Origin of the sequence: Streptomyces sp. CA2R106 (assembly GCF_037034245.1) — a bacterium.
In the GTDB taxonomy this organism is placed as follows: Bacteria; Actinomycetota; Actinomycetes; order Streptomycetales; family Streptomycetaceae; genus Actinacidiphila.
On the sequence record NZ_JBAGKC010000045.1, the window covers coordinates 21,479 to 35,158 of the forward strand.

13 protein-coding genes are annotated in these 13,680 nt (G+C 73.9%); 4 read left to right on the forward strand and 9 right to left on the reverse strand.

Features of this window, described 5'->3' with window-relative positions; all coding sequences use genetic code 11:
* Positions 1-172: 172 nt before the first annotated feature.
* The 8 genes from WA788_RS33745 to WA788_RS33780 all read right to left on the reverse strand — a co-directional run bounded on the left by WA788_RS33745 (position 173) and on the right by WA788_RS33780 (position 8,669).
* Positions 173-1,678: a leucyl aminopeptidase gene (locus tag WA788_RS33745; protein WP_335984136.1), complete on the reverse strand. Its 1,506-nt coding sequence runs from the start codon at positions 1,676-1,678 to the stop codon at positions 173-175.
* Between the two features lie 146 nt (positions 1,679-1,824).
* On the reverse strand, positions 1,825-2,598 hold the full coding sequence (locus WA788_RS33750) for an adenosylcobinamide-GDP ribazoletransferase (RefSeq protein WP_335984137.1): 774 nt from the start codon (positions 2,596-2,598) through the stop codon (positions 1,825-1,827).
* A gap of 82 nt (positions 2,599-2,680) precedes the next feature.
* A complete protein-coding gene (locus WA788_RS33755; protein WP_335984138.1) occupies positions 2,681-3,553 on the reverse strand; it encodes a hypothetical protein in 873 nt (290 codons plus the stop codon).
* Positions 3,554-3,654: 101 nt separating this feature from the next.
* A complete protein-coding gene (locus tag WA788_RS33760) occupies positions 3,655-5,145 on the reverse strand; it encodes an arabinofuranosidase catalytic domain-containing protein (protein WP_335984139.1) in 1,491 nt (496 codons plus the stop codon).
* Positions 5,146-5,362: 217 nt separating this feature from the next.
* Positions 5,363-6,079, reverse strand: a complete 717-nt coding sequence (locus tag WA788_RS33765) for a response regulator transcription factor (RefSeq protein ID WP_335984140.1) — start codon at positions 6,077-6,079, stop codon at positions 5,363-5,365.
* A 10-nt stretch (positions 6,080-6,089) separates the two neighbouring features.
* Positions 6,090-7,505: a sensor histidine kinase gene (locus tag WA788_RS33770; protein ID WP_443034136.1), complete on the reverse strand. Its 1,416-nt coding sequence runs from the start codon at positions 7,503-7,505 to the stop codon at positions 6,090-6,092.
* Between the two features lie 57 nt (positions 7,506-7,562).
* Positions 7,563-7,841, reverse strand: a complete 279-nt coding sequence (pspAA, locus tag WA788_RS33775; protein ID WP_335984142.1) for a PspA-associated protein PspAA — start codon at positions 7,839-7,841, stop codon at positions 7,563-7,565.
* 33 nt (positions 7,842-7,874) lie between these two features.
* Complete coding sequence (locus WA788_RS33780) at positions 7,875-8,669, reverse strand: PspA/IM30 family protein (RefSeq protein ID WP_335984143.1); 795 nt, start codon at positions 8,667-8,669, stop codon at positions 7,875-7,877.
* A 195-nt stretch (positions 8,670-8,864) separates the two neighbouring features.
* Between WA788_RS33780 and WA788_RS33785 the strand changes: the two genes are divergently transcribed.
* The 3 genes from WA788_RS33785 to WA788_RS33795 all read left to right on the forward strand — a co-directional run bounded on the left by WA788_RS33785 (position 8,865) and on the right by WA788_RS33795 (position 11,594).
* Complete coding sequence (locus WA788_RS33785; protein ID WP_335984144.1) at positions 8,865-9,455, forward strand: DUF3043 domain-containing protein; 591 nt, start codon at positions 8,865-8,867, stop codon at positions 9,453-9,455.
* Positions 9,456-9,577: 122 nt separating this feature from the next.
* Entirely contained in the window at positions 9,578-10,351 is a 774-nt protein-coding gene (locus WA788_RS33790) for a methyltransferase domain-containing protein (protein WP_335984149.1), read from the forward strand.
* Between the two features lie 133 nt (positions 10,352-10,484).
* Positions 10,485-11,594 carry a S1C family serine protease gene (locus WA788_RS33795; RefSeq protein WP_335984145.1) on the forward strand — a complete coding sequence of 370 codons (1,110 nt, stop codon included), beginning with the start codon at positions 10,485-10,487 and terminating at the stop codon, positions 11,592-11,594.
* Positions 11,595-11,654: 60 nt separating this feature from the next.
* On the opposite strand, the gene WA788_RS33800 is transcribed toward WA788_RS33795, so the two are convergent.
* On the reverse strand, positions 11,655-11,903 hold the full coding sequence (locus tag WA788_RS33800; protein ID WP_335984146.1) for a hypothetical protein: 249 nt from the start codon (positions 11,901-11,903) through the stop codon (positions 11,655-11,657).
* 235 nt (positions 11,904-12,138) lie between these two features.
* Here WA788_RS33800 and WA788_RS33805 point away from each other — a divergent pair, with 235 nt between their 5' ends.
* Positions 12,139-13,365 carry a bifunctional adenosylcobinamide kinase/adenosylcobinamide-phosphate guanylyltransferase gene (locus WA788_RS33805; protein WP_335984147.1) on the forward strand — a complete coding sequence of 409 codons (1,227 nt, stop codon included), beginning with the start codon at positions 12,139-12,141 and terminating at the stop codon, positions 13,363-13,365.
* Positions 13,366-13,680 lie beyond the last annotated feature (315 nt).

A 13,680-nucleotide genomic window follows, 5' to 3' on the forward strand; every position in this document is an offset into this window, starting at 1 on the left:
CCACATCTTCGCACTTGTTGGCGGCCGGTGAGGCATCGGGCCGGGCGGTGTGACGCAGCAGGCGCGTAGCACGTACGGCCCCGGGTGATTCACCCGGGGCCGCGTGTGAGCTAACTCACGGCGTTTTTCTTCGCCCACCTCTTTGCCGACCGGCGCGGTCAACGGGCGCCGGTCAGAGCAGCTCGCCCTCGGCGGCGGTACGGGCGAGGCCCACGAGGGTGCGGACGGCGCTGCCGGTGCCGCCCTTGGGGGTGTAGCCGAAGGGCGCGCCCTCGTGGAAGGCCGGGCCGGCGATGTCGAGGTGCGCCCAGGAGATGCCCTCGCCGACGAACTCGCGCAGGAAGAGCCCGGCGATCAGCCCGCCGCCGGGCCGCACGCCCATGTTCGCGATGTCGGCCACCGGCGAGTCGAACGTCTTGCGCAGCTGCTGCGGCAGCGGCATCGGCCAGGAGTCCTCGCCCTCGGCGAGCGCCACGGCGTGCACCTTGGAGCGGAAGTCGTCGTCGTTGGACATGATCCCGAACCGGCCGTCGCCCAGCGCGAGCACCATCGCCCCGGTCAGCGTCGCCACGTCCACGATCGCGTCCGGCGACTCCTCGGAGGCGCGGGCCAGCGCGTCGGCCAGCACCAGGCGGCCCTCGGCGTCGGTGTTGAGCACCTCGACGGTCTTGCCGCTGTACATCTTCAGCACGTCGCCGGGGCGGGTCGCGTTGCCGCCGGGCATGTTCTCGGCCAGCGCCAGCCAGCCGGTCACGTTGACCGCCAGCCCGAGCTTCGCGGTGGCCAGCACCGCGCCGAACACGGCGGCCGCGCCGCTCATGTCGCACTTCATCGTCTCGTTGTGCCCCGGCGGCTTCAGCGAGATGCCGCCCGAGTCGTAGGTGATGCCCTTGCCGACGAAGGCGAGCGAGACGGTCGCGTCGGGGTGCGTGTAGGCGACCTTGACCAGGCGGGGCGGAGTGGCCGAGCCGCGGCCGACGCCGATGAGGCCGCCGTAGCCGCCCTTGGCGAGCGCCTTCTCGTCCAGCACCTCGACCTTCAGGCCGTGCTCCTTGCCGGCCTGCTGGGCGAGGGCGGCGAACGCGGTCGGCGTGAGGTCGTTCGGCGGGGTGTTGATCAGGTCGCGGGCCCGGTTGACCTCTTCGGCGACCGCGACGGCGCGCGCGGCGGCGGCCTTGTGCTCCTTGTCGCGCGGCTTGGCGCCGGTCACGGTGACCTCGCCGAGCGCGCCCTTCGTGTCCCCGGACCGGTAGGTGGTGAAGGTGTACGCGCCCAGCAGCGCACCGGTGCCGACGGCTTCCACGTCGGCGGCGGAAGCGGCGGGCAGGGCGAAGACCGCCTTCCTGGCGCCGGCCAGGGTGCGGGCGGCGACGCCCGCGGCCTTGCGGAGGGCGTCCGCGTCGTACGGCTCGCCGTCTCCCGCGGGTTCGCCGAGGCCGACCGCGAGCACCACGGGAGCCTTCACGCCGTCGGGGGAGGGCACCTTGGTCGACTCGCCCTCGGCGCCGGACGCGCCCAGGGTCTCGAGGACGGCGGCCAGCTTGCCGCCGAATGCGTCGTCCACGGCGTCCGCTCCCGGCGCCAGGCGCGGGCCTTTCGGGCCCTTGGTCACGCCTACGACGACGGCATCCGCGCGCAGCGCTGCGGCGGAGGAGGCGCTTAGTGTCAGTGCAGTCACGGTGGGTGGGGTCCTAACGGTCGAAGGTGTGCGGGCCACCACGACGCCGGAGCAGCCCTCCGTCGAGCCTACGCTGCCGAGTTGCGGCTCAGCGGGCGGGCAGGCGGACGTGTCCGCATCCCGCTGCGGCGGGGCGGACCACGCGGTCAGCGCAGCGACAGGACGAGGAGGGCGCAGGTCGCGGCGGTCTCGCACAGGGCGCCGAACACGTCGCCGGTCACCCCGCCGAAGCGGGTACGGCAGCGGCGCAGCAGCGACTCGGCGGCGGTGGCGGCGAGGGCCGCGGCGAGCAGGAAGCGGAGCCAGGTCAGGCCCGCAAAGCCCGCGCCGGCGAGTGCGGCGAGCCCGGCGCACCCCGCGGCGACGGTCCACGCGGTACGGGGGGACAGCACGCCGGCGACGGCCGCGCCGAGGCCGCCCGGGCGGGCCGCCGGTATCCCGCGGCGGGCCGCGAGCGTCATCGCGACGCGTCCCGCGACGGCGCCGGCCACCGCGGAGGTCGCGCCGTACACCCACCCGTGCCCGTAGCAGGCGGTCAGGGCGGCGACCTGGCCCAGCAGCACCAGGACCAGGGTCAGTACGCCGAACGGTCCGATGTCCGAGCGCTTCATGATGTCCAGTGCCTGCGCGGGGGGCTTGCCGCTGCCCAGCCCGTCGGCGGTGTCGGCGAGGCCGTCGAGGTGCAGGCCGCGGGTCAGCACGGCCGGGACGGCGACCGCGCCCACCGCCGACAGCAGCGCGCTCGCGCCGACCGCGTGCAGGCCCGCGCCGACCGCGCCCGCGACCGCGCCCACCGCCACCCCCACCAACGGCGCCGCCCGCATGCCGCCCCGCGCGGCCTCCCGGTCCCACCGCGTCACCCGTACGGGCACCACCGTCAACGTCCCGAACGCGAACCTCAACCCGTCCCCACCAGCCACCCCAGGAGGCTACCCGCCCCCGCCCAGCCCAGCGCCCGCCTCCCCCCAAGGCAGACGGCCACCGCCGGGACCGCGCAGGGGTTCAGCCGTCCGAGGGCTGCTCGGTGAAGATCTCCTCAGCGGTGGTCGCGGTGAGCGCGCGGCGGAACCACACGTCGACCACGGCGGGGTCTTCGCACGCGGCGGCCTTCGCGTGCTGCTCGTCGGTGAGGGTGATCCCACGGGATTCGACGAGAATGAACAGACCCCGCGTAATGCCCTCCGCCCGGAGCTTCTGGGAGGAAGCGGAACGGAAGAAGGAGGTGTCGATGGCCATGAGGTCCTTCCAAATCTGTGCTGCCGGGCCGGTGCCCAGGCCGAGTTCGGTGAGTTCGCGGAAGATCGTCGCGGTGTCGTCGTCGAGCGTCCGGAGCGCGGAGCTCAGTGCCTTCAACATGGTATCCGCGTCGCGGCTGTGACCGTGGGTGATGGCGGAGAAGACGGCGAGCGGGACGTCGCGGACGGCGTCGTCGGGGTCGGTGATGACGGGGACGTTGTGGGGGCCGAGCACGAGGGGGCGCACGGTCATGCTGCGCCACTGGGGTATCCCGTAGTGGAAGGGCCCCTCGGCCCAGCGGGCCGTCCGCTCGTCCTGGCAGGTGACCAGGAGGACCGCCGGCTTGCCGTACTTGGTGTGCAGGTAGCTGAGGTAGTACGCCCAACTGGCGCACTTGCCGGCGTCCTTGCGTCGCTGGGACTCGATGGCGAGCAGATAGCTCTCGCCGTCGGCGCTGTCGATCTGGAGGAGGGTGTCGATACGGCGCTCGACCGGCATGAGCTCGGTGGCGTCGGGCGACAGCAGGGAGACCGCGACCGGCTCGGCCAAGGGGAGGCCGAGCCGGTCGAAGGTCCGGGCGAAGATGCCGGCGTCCTCTTGGAAGATCCGGTGCATCGCCTCATGTGACGAGGTGACCATGCGCACAGAACGTAGCGGGCCGTTCCTGTGCGGAAACGGTTATCCGGCGGTATTTCGCATGGTCTTTCGATTCGGGCAATTCGTCCGCGCAAAGGCTCCGGTCAGTGCAGTGCGAACTTCTGCGCCGCGGAGCCGTTGCAGTCCCAGATCTGGAGCCGCGTCCCGTTGGCGGTGGCGCCGCTGGGCGAGTCCAGGCAGCGGCCGGACTGCGGGTTGAGCAGCGACCCGTCGGACTGCTGCTGCCACACCTGGCCGCCGACACCGTTGCAGTCCCACAGCTCGACCTGGGTGCCGTTGGCCGTGCCGTTGCCGTTGATGTCGAGGCAGCGGCCGATCGTGCTGAGCGAGCCGTTCGTGTGGTGGGTCCAGAACTGGTCCTCCGCGTAGGACTGGCAGTTCCACAGCTGCACCGCGGAGTAGTCCGTCCCGGTGTCGTCGGCCGCGACGTCCACGCACTGGCCGCCCGGGCCGATGATGTTGCCCTGGTTGCCGTTGGGCACGTTCGTCTCACCGGAGTACCCGACGGACACCACGTTCGCCTGCACCGCGTTCTCGGCCGCGTCGGTCGGGTAGCCCGAGACCATCACGCCCTCGAAGAAGGTGCCCCTGTTGCGGTTGCTGTTGTCACCGCCGGTGCCCAGGATGATCCCGCCCTCCTGGTGCATCGGCATGTAGCCGCCTCTGGTCGGCAGCGACCCGTTCCACCATGTCGACAGGCCCCCGGACTGGGAGTTGCCGCCCTTCAGGGCGTACGTCGTCTGCCCGTTGTTCTTCAGCACCGCGGTGACGAAGGCGCTGCTGTTCCCGGCGTTGGCGGTGTTGGAGCCGTTGTCGCCCTGGAACATGCCGTTCTCCATGTCCGCCTCGACCCAGGGGCCCGAGCCGGTGCACGGCGAGAAGTAGCAGGTGGTGGCGATGGACACGGCATCCATGTGGCCGTTGCCGGTGTCGGAGGCGGTGGCCTCGGCGTTGCCGTAGTCGAAGCAGCAGTCGGACCCGACGTGGGTGCCGCTGGCCACCATGTAGGCGCCCTCGGCCTGGCCGTTGACGGCGGTGCCGGACGCGGCGCCGTTGGAGCGGTAGCCGACACCCGGCGAGATCCAGATGCCGTAGACCTTGTGCCCGCCCGCGGTGACGGACAGTTCGCTCGCGTCCGCGCCGCGGTCGGCGCTGCCGGCGGTGCCGGCCGGACCCGGGTTGAGGTCGTTGTGCCGCGAGGTCTGGTCGTAGACCTTGCTGATGCTGCACGTAGTGTCCGCGCAGAAGCTGTCCTGCGCGGCCGCGTTGGCGTAACCGCCCTGCGCGAGCAGGCCGATGTCGGTCTTGGCGCCGTCGGAGGAGCGTGTCACCTGGTACAGCGGGCCGTTGTACGAGGCGAACAGCGCGCGGGTGGTGCTGTGCGCGGCGACACAGGGGGTGCCGGCGGCGGCGTAGATGTCGCACGGCAGCGAGCCGGCGGCGTGCGCGGCCGTGCCCGGCAGGCCGAGCAGCGCGCCGAGGACGAGTGCGAGGGCCGCTACGGCCGACATCAGGGCGGCGCGCAGCCGTGGGACGAGGCGGCGTCCCGCGGGCGCGGCGGAGACTCTTTGCATGGCTCGCTCCTGGAGGTGGGGGGTGGTGGAGCTTGCTTCAACAGGCCGCGCCGGCCGCCGAGTTCACGTGCGTCCCGGCGGCGCTTGACGGCTCGCTCGGAAGGTACGCGCGCTGGTTGGTTCGGTCAATATTTGTTGCTTTCATTTTTTGGGAGCGCGATCAGCTGTCCGAATCTGTGGGTTTCCGTCGGCCGGACTGCTGGACCGCCGGTGCAACTCAGGGGCGTTGGGGGCGGACGAGCCCCGACTCGTAGGCGGCCACGACGAGTTGCGCGCGGTCGTGGGCGGCGAGCTTGGCCATCGTGTGGTTGATGTGCGTCTTGACGGTCAGCGGACTGACCCCGAGGCGGGCGGCGATCGCGTCGTTCGGCAGGCCGCCGGCGACCTCGACGAGCACCTCCCGCTCCCGCGAGGTGAGGGTGTCCATGCCCGGCACGGTGCGCGGCTCGTCGTCGGCGCCGTGCTGCTGGGCGACGAACCGCGAGATCAGGCTCTTCGTGGCGGCGGGGGACAGCAGCGCCTCGCCCTTGGCCACGGTACGGATCGCGCAGAGCAGTTCGTCCGGCTCCGCGCCCTTCCCGAGGAACCCGGAGGCCCCCGCCAGGATCGCCCGCACCACGTACTCGTCCGCCTCGAAGGTGGTCAGCACCAGTACCGCGGTACCGGCGAGCGAGGGGTCGGCGACGATCTCCCGGGTGGCCGCGATCCCGTCGGTGCCCGGCATCCGGATGTCCATCAGCACCACGTCCGGCCGCTCGGCCCGCGCCAGCAGCACCGCCTCGGCGCCGTCCGCCGCCTCGCCCACCACGCCCATGTCCGGCTCGGACTCCACCAGCACGCGCAACGCGCCCCGCAGCAGTGCCTGGTCGTCGGCGATCAGCACCTTCACCGTCTCGGGCGCGGGCGGTGCCGGGTGATCGGGAGGGAGCGCCATACCGGTCAGATTACGGGGACGAGGCCGCGGACCCGTGCGGGGGGACCGCCAGCGGCAGCCGCACCGACACCCGGAAGCCGCCGCCGGGCCGGGCGCCGGTGCGGCAGACCCCGCCGAGCGCGGAGGCACGTTCGTGCATGCCCAGCAGCCCGTGCCCGCCGCCGGAGCCGGCCCCGGAGTCGGCACCCGCACCCGCCCCCGCACCGGCACCCGCCCCCGCTCCCGTACGGTCCTGTGCCGCGGCCGTACGCTCCCGCCCCGTACGGTCGCGCTCCGCCCGCTCCCGCCCCGCGCCGCCCTCCGGCTCCGGCAGCGGCCCGCCGAACAGCGGCGGCGCCCCGGGCGCGGCCTCCGGCGCGCCGTCGTCGTCGACCACGACCCGCAGCTCGCCGTCGGCCCGGCTGATCCGCACCACCGCGCCCGCCCGCGGGCCGGCGTGCTTCTGCACGTTCGTCAGCGACTCCTGGATCACCCGGTAGGCGGTCAGGTCCACCGACGCGGGCAGCGCGGCCGGCTCCTCGCCGTCCGGCCCGGGGCGCTCGTGGCCGTCGCACTCGACGGTGACGCGCAGCCCCGCCCGCCGGAAGCCGTCCAGCAACTGGTCGAGCACCGCCAGGCCCGGCGCGGGCTCCATCGGCGCCTCGGGCTCGCCGGACTGCCGCAGCAGCCCCACGGTGGTGCGCAGTTCGGCCAGCGCGGTCCGGCTGGCCTCCCGGACGTGGGCGAGGGCCTGCTTGGCCTGGTCCGGGCGCGAGTCCATGACATGCGCGGCCACCCCCGCCTGCACATTGACCAGCGCGATGTGGTGGGCGACGACATCGTGCAGCTCGCGGGCGATCCGCATCCGCTCCTCCGCGACCCGCCGCCGCGCCTCCTGCTCCCGGCTGCGCTCGGCCCGCTCGGCGCGCTCCTTGATCGCGGCGATGTACGCGCGGCGGCTGCGGACGGCGTCACCGGCCGCGGCGGCCATCCCGGTCCAGGCGAAGACCGCGAAGTTCGCCTGGCCGTACCAGGGGCCGTTGCCGAAGGACATCGCCAGCGCCGTCAGGCCGACGCACACCGCGAGCCCGGTCAGCCACGTGGTGTGCCGGTCGGTCCTGGCCGCGACCGTGTACAGCGCCATCGCCGCCGCGAGGATCACCGGGACCCGGCCGTCGGCCGGGCGCAGCGCGATGAACAGCGCGGACAGCGCGCAGGTGAAGACGAGCACCGACCACGGTGCGGTGCGGCGCAGGCACAGCGACGCGCACGCGGGCGCGGCGAGCCCGACGTCGACCGCGGTCAGCTGGTAGGTGTCCGAGCCGAGGACGCTGCTCAGCAGGATCAGCACGAACACGGCCGACGCGAGAGCGGCGTCGGCCGTGCTGTGGTGCGCCCGCAGCCACTGCCACGGTGCGAGGACTCCCGATGGGTACTGCACGGTCAGCAACGGTAACCCCGCCACCTGGGTGCCAGGCCGCCCCCGCCGGCCCGCCGTCCCTGGTCAGCCGGGGATGAGGCCGTCGTCGTCGAGCATGGCGCGGACCGTCTCCAGGGTGGCGTCGGGGGCGGGGAGGATGAGCTCGGAGGGGAGCAGGGCGTCGTCGGGAAGGGGCTCGCCGAAGCCGCGGACGCCGTCGAGGAGGGCGCCCAGGGTGCGGCGGAAAGCGGGCTCGTCGCCGGACTGGACGGCGGCGAACAGTTCGTTGTCGAGCGTGTTGAGCTCGGTGAGGTGGGACTCGTCCACCCGCACCTGGCCCTCCCCCATGATCCGTACGATCATGACGGCCTCCTCCGTGACGGTGCGGTCCAGTGCCTACTGCTTGTCGAACCGGGGCCGGTCCTGGGGCTGGCCCTGGGCGCCCTGGCCGTTCTGGCCGCCCTCGATCGCCGGGGTGCTGCTGCCGCCGCCGGCCAGTTCGGCCTTCATCCGCTGGAGTTCCAGCTCGACGTCGCTGCCGCCGGAGAGCCGGTCCAGCTCCGCCTGGAGGTCGTCCTTGCCCAGGCCGCTCGGGTCGTCCAGGGCGCCGGAGGCCATCAGCTCGTCGAGGGCGCCGGCCCGCGCGCGCAGCTGCTCGGTCTTGTCCTCGGCCCGCTGGATCGCCATGCCGACGTCGCCCATCTCCTCGGAGATGCCGGAGAAGGCCTCGCCGATCTGGGTCTGCGCCTGGGCGGCGGTGTAGGTGGCCTTGATGGTCTCCTTCTTCGTCCGGAAGGCGTCCACCTTGGCCTGGAGCCGCTGGGAGGCGAGCGTGAGCTTCTCCTCCTCGCCCTGGAGCTGCGTGTGCTGCGTCTCCAGGTCGGTGACCTGCTGCTGGAGCGCGGACCGGCGCGAGAGCGCCTCACGGGCCAGGTCCTCCCGGCCGAGCGCGAGCGCCTTGCGGCCCTGGTCCTCGTAGGTGGACGACTTCTTCTGCAACTCGTTGAGCTGCAACTCCAGCCGCTTGCGGGACGTGGCCACGTCGGCGACCCCGCGGCGCACCTTCTGCAGCAGTTCGAGCTGCTTCTGGTACGAGTAGTCGAGGGTCTCGCGCGGGTCCTCGGCCCGGTCCAGGGCCTTGTTGGCCTTCGCGCGGAAGATCATTCCCATCCGCTTCATGACACCGCTCATGGGCCTCGCGCGCCCCCTTCTCGGCAACTGCTCCAGCACGTCTACAGACACCAGCCTACGGGCCTTGGTTCCATTACCGCACTGTTCGGGACCGGATGTGCTCATCCCCAGGGACGATCACGGTTCGGCGACCTAGCGCGCAAGGAGTAGGTGAGGGGCTGGGGTGCGGCGCCGGGAGCACGTAACCTTGGAGTCGTGTTCCGACGTCGTTCCCAAGATGAGCAGTCCCAGAGCGCCAGCACCACGGCGCTGCTGGAGGACCAGCCGCGTGACCCCCAGGCCCCCAAGGGCCGGCCCACGCCCAAGCGCAGCGAGGCCCAGAGCCAGCGCCGCAAGGCGGTGACCACGCCCACCGACCGCAAATCCGCGGCCCGGCAGGCGCGCGACTCCCGCCGGGCGGACATGGCCAAGCAGCGCCAGGCGCTGGCCGGGGGCGACGAGCGGTACCTGCCGCCGCGCGACAAGGGCCCGGTGCGCAAGTTCGTCCGGGACTACGTCGACTCCCGCTACCGCGTCGCGGAGTTCTTCCTGCCGCTCGCGGTGGTCATCCTGGTGCTGAGCGTCGCCGGTTCGATGCAGGACCTGTCGCTGCTGCTGTGGCTGGTCGTGATCGTCGCGATCGTGATCGACTCGGTGGTGACCAGCGTGCTGCTGCGCCGCCAGCTGCGGCGCCGCTTCGAGGGCAAGAACACCAAGGGCGCGGTGGCCTACGGCCTGATGCGTACGCTCCAGATGCGGCGGCTGCGGCTGCCGAAGCCGCAGGTCAGCCGCGGCACCAAACTCTGACCGGGGGGCACGGGGGCCCGGCGGACTACGACGACTACGGCTACGGCGGCGCCGCGTCCGGCGCCGGTGTGCCAGGCGTCCGGCCCGGCGCCGGCGGCTTCGCGGGCGGCGCGGGCAGCTGGCTGGCCGGGCTCGGCGGACTGCGGAACACCGTCCGCCAGGAACTGGTCGCCCGGCAGCTGGACGAGCAGCTGGCCGCGTGCTTCCCGCAGTCGCCCGGCGCGCACGCCCGGCGCCGGCTGCGGGTGCTGGACATCGGCCCCGGCCAGGGCACCCAGTCGCTGCGGCTGGCCCGGCTCGGCCACCTCGTGACCGGGCTGGAGTCCGATCCGTCGATGCTGGCCGCGCTGCGGCACACGGTGGCGGCCGAGCCCGCCGACGTGCGCGAGCGGTTCGTGGTGCTGCGCGGCGACGGCCGCGAGACCGGCCGGCACTTCGGCCCGGCCTGCTTCGACGTGGTGCTCTGCCACGGCGTGCTGATGTACGTCGCCGACCCCGAGCCACTGCTCGCCGCGCTCGCCCGGGTGCTCACCCCCGGCGGCATGCTGAGCCTGCTGGTGCGCAACGGCGACGCGCTCGCCATGCGCCCGGGCCTGTTCGGGGACTGGGGCGCCGCGCTGGGCGCCTTCGGCTCCGACGCTTACACCAACCGGCTGGGCCTGAGCACCCGCGCCGACCGCCGCGCGGCGCTGACCGCGGTGCTGGAGGGCATCGGGGTGCCGCTGCGCGCGTGGTACGGGGTGCGGGTCTTCACCGACACCGTGCCCGACCAGGCGGCGGGCCCGGCCGACCCGCAGGAGATGGAACTGCTGATCGCGGCGGAGGAGCGGGCCGGCCGCACCGACCCGTACCGCTCGGTGGCGGCGCTGCTGCACCTGTGCGGCGTCCGCGGCTGACCGGGCGCGGGGCCTGACCGGGCGCGGGACCTGACCCGGCACGGGACCTGACCCGGCGGGCGTCACCGGTCGTACGACCCGATTGGCGGTCCAGGCCGCGCCGCGCGGTTGCGGTGAAAGCGACAATTCCGACATGAGTCGATCGCGCAACGACCGCCCCCGCCGCCGCCTCCTGCTGCCCGCCACCGGTACCGCCGCGGCCTGCGCCGCCGTGCTGCTCGCCGCCGGGTGCGGCCCGTCCGGTACCGCGTCCGACTCCGGCGCCCAGGCACCCGCCGCCAAGGCCGCGGTGGACAGGGCCGGGTCGTCCGACAGCCTCCAGAGCGCTTATCAGAGCACCGTAAAGAACGTGCTGCCCTCGGTCGTGCAGATCACCACCAAGCAGGACCTCGGCTCCGGCGTCGTCTACGACAGCAAGGGCGACATCGTCACCAACGCGCACGTCATCGGGAACGCCACCTCCTTCGAGGTGTCCCTCGCCACCGGCGGCAGCCCGCTTGCCGCCAAGCTCGTGTCGTCCTACCCCGCGAGCGACCTCGCCGTCATCCGGCTCTCCTCGGTGCCCAGCGGCCTCAAGCCGGCCACCTTCGCGCCCGGCGGCACCGCGGCGGTCGGGGAGATCGTGCTCGCCATGGGCAACCCGCTGGGGCTGTCCAGCAGCGTCACCCAGGGCATCGTCTCCGCGACCGGCCGCACCGTCAGCGAGGGCGGCTCCGGCAGCTCCGGCGGCGGCACCGGCGCCACCATCCCCGACATGGTGCAGACCTCCGCGGCGATCAACCCCGGCAACAGCGGCGGCGCGCTGGTCAACCTCGACAACCAGGTGGTCGGCATCCCGACCCTCGCCGCCACCGACCCGCAGCTGGGCAGCGGCGCGGCGCCCGGCATCGGGTTCGCCATCCCCTCCTCGACGGTCAAGCGGATCGCCGACCAGATCATCAAGAACGGGAAGGTCACCGACTCCGGGCGGGCCGCGCTCGGCGTGACCGTCCGCGGGGTCGTCGGCCTGGACTCCCAGCCGGCCGGCGTCGCGATCGTCAGCGTGACGAACGGCGGCGCCGCGGCCAAGGCCGGGCTCAAGGCCGGCGACGTCATCACCAAGGTCGGGTCGACGTCGATCACCACGGTGCAGTCGCTCACCGAGGTGCTGGCCGGACTCAAGCCCGGCGACAAGGCCACGGTCACCTATGTGCGGGACACCGCCACCAAGAGCGTCCAGGTCACCCTCGGATCGCTGAGCTGACCTGCTGTCCGCGCCGGCCCTCCGCGCCCGTGCCCCTCACGACGCCGGGACGTCAGGACGTCAGGACTCCTCCGGGTCGGGCGCGGGCGCCGGGTCGGGCTCGGCGTCGGCGGCCGCCAGGCTCATGGGGCCGTAGACGCGCGTGCCGTCCTCGAAGAGGGTGACCTGCTCGGTGCCGCCGGCGGCGAGCTCCTTCCAGACCTCGCCGACCCACGACTCGGCGTCGCCCTGGGTGGTGAACTCCTCCGGCTCCACCGAGGGCTCCACCTCGGAGCCGTCAGCCGCCTCGAACCGCCACGTCCACGCCATGTGCTGCTCCTCGGTCCGGGAATGGGAGAACAGTGCCCAGGAAGCGTATAGGCACGATTCGCCGGGGCACCGATGATCCTTCCAGCGCGTCCCGGAGCCGTCGAGAGGGCGCCCCCAAGTCGGCAGGGGTCCCGGCTCCCGGCGCAGCCCCCGGCGCCATGTCCGGCGCGGCCCCCGGCAGCCGCTTGGACGGCCCCGGCGCGCCCGGGCCCGGCAGGCACGAGACGATCGTGCCGTGGAACTGACTCTGCTCGGCACCGGCGGACCCGACGGCCTGCCGGTGCCCGACTGCCCCTGCGCCGTCTGCGCCCTCGCGACGGGGGACAGGGCACGCGGCGCCACGTCGGTGCTCGTCGACGGGGCGGTGCTGCTCGACCTCCTGCCCGGCGTCGCGCTCGCCGCGGCCCGCGCCGGACGGACCCTGGGCGGGCTGCGCCTCGTCCTGCTGTCCCACCCGCACGACGGTCCGCCGGTCGAGATCCCCCCGGGCCTGCCCGCGCCCGCCCGGGTGCCCGACGGGCGGGAGCTGCCGGTGCTCACCGGGCACCGGGTGCGGGCTGTGGCGACCGACGCCCTCGGTACCGGGTACGAGGTCGAGTCGCCGGATGGGCTGCGCGCGCTCTACCTGCCGCCCGGGTGCGCCCCCGCGGGCCTGGCGGACAACGGCAACCACGGGGTGGAGGGCGCGGCCGCCGCGCCGTACGACCTGGTGCTGCTCGACGTCGTCGGGCGGCCCGACGCCCTCGCGCGGCTGCGTGCGGCCGGCGCGGTGGCCGGGACGACGGACGTCGTCGCGGTGCACCTCGGGCACGAGGCGCCGCCCGGGCCCGAACTGGACCGCCGCCTCGCCGCGCTCGGCGCCCGCGCGGTGCCCGACGGCACCACCCTCACCGTCGGGGACTACCGCCACGTACCCGACCTGCCCCGGCGCACCCTCGTCCTCGGCGGTGCCCGCTCCGGCAAGTCCGCCGAGGCCGAACGCCGCCTCGCCGCCTTCCCCGACGTCCTCTACGTCGCCACCGGCGGCACCCGCGACGGCGACGCCGAGTGGGCCGAACGCGTCGCCGCCCACCGCGAGCGGCGGCCCGCCGCCTGGCGCACCGCCGAGACCTGCGACCTGCTGCCGCTGCTCGCGGACGGCTCCGGGCCGCCCCTGCTCATCGACTGCCTCTCCCTGTGGCTCACCCACGTCATGGACGAGGCCGGCGCCTGGGACGACCAGAACTGGCGTGAGCAGGCGGGCGACTCCGTCGGGGCCCGTATCGACGCGTTGCGCGCCGCCTGGCGCGCCACCCGCCGCACCGTCGTCGCCGTCTCCAACGAAGTCGGCTCCGGCGTCGTCCCCCCCACCGCCTCCGGGCGCCGCTTCCGCGACGCCCTCGGCCGCCTCAACGCCGCCGTCGCCGCCGAGTCCGACCACGTCCTCCTCACCGTCGCCGGAATGTCGATGCCTCTGCGGTAACCCCATCCCCCCGGGCTCCCCCTCCCCGTCCGCCCCGCGACCCCCTCCCGGTGGGCAGGCCCCCCTCCGGGGCGGTGTGTTCGGTGGGTGCCGCGCCCGCCTGCCGGTGGGTGGGTTCCCCCGGGTTGCCCCGTCCGCGGGGCTACGGGACCTTGCGGTTCGCGGTGGCTTGTCGCGCAGTTCCCCGCGCCCCTTCGGCTACTCGCCGCCGGGGCCGCGGACCGCCTCCCGGCCGCAGGTCGGTGGCCTGTTACGCGCGCCGTTCCCCGCGCCCCTCCGGGGCGCACCCTTCTTCCGCGGGAAGCGCCGAGCAGA

Coding starts and splice junctions, on each gene's coding strand:
- WA788_RS33755 (WP_335984138.1), bottom strand. CDS start 3,553: ATGGTCACCTCGTCACATGAGGCGATGCACCGGATCTTCCAAGAGGAC.
- WA788_RS33760 (WP_335984139.1), bottom strand. CDS start 5,145: ATGCAAAGAGTCTCCGCCGCGCCCGCGGGACGCCGCCTCGTCCCACGG.
- WA788_RS33765 (WP_335984140.1), bottom strand. CDS start 6,079: ATGGCGCTCCCTCCCGATCACCCGGCACCGCCCGCGCCCGAGACGGTG.
- pspAA (WP_335984142.1), bottom strand. CDS start 7,841: ATGATCGTACGGATCATGGGGGAGGGCCAGGTGCGGGTGGACGAGTCC.
- WA788_RS33780 (WP_335984143.1), bottom strand. CDS start 8,669: ATGAGCGGTGTCATGAAGCGGATGGGAATGATCTTCCGCGCGAAGGCC.
- WA788_RS33795 (WP_335984145.1), top strand. CDS start 10,485: ATGAGTCGATCGCGCAACGACCGCCCCCGCCGCCGCCTCCTGCTGCCC.
- WA788_RS33800 (WP_335984146.1), bottom strand. CDS start 11,903: ATGGCGTGGACGTGGCGGTTCGAGGCGGCTGACGGCTCCGAGGTGGAG.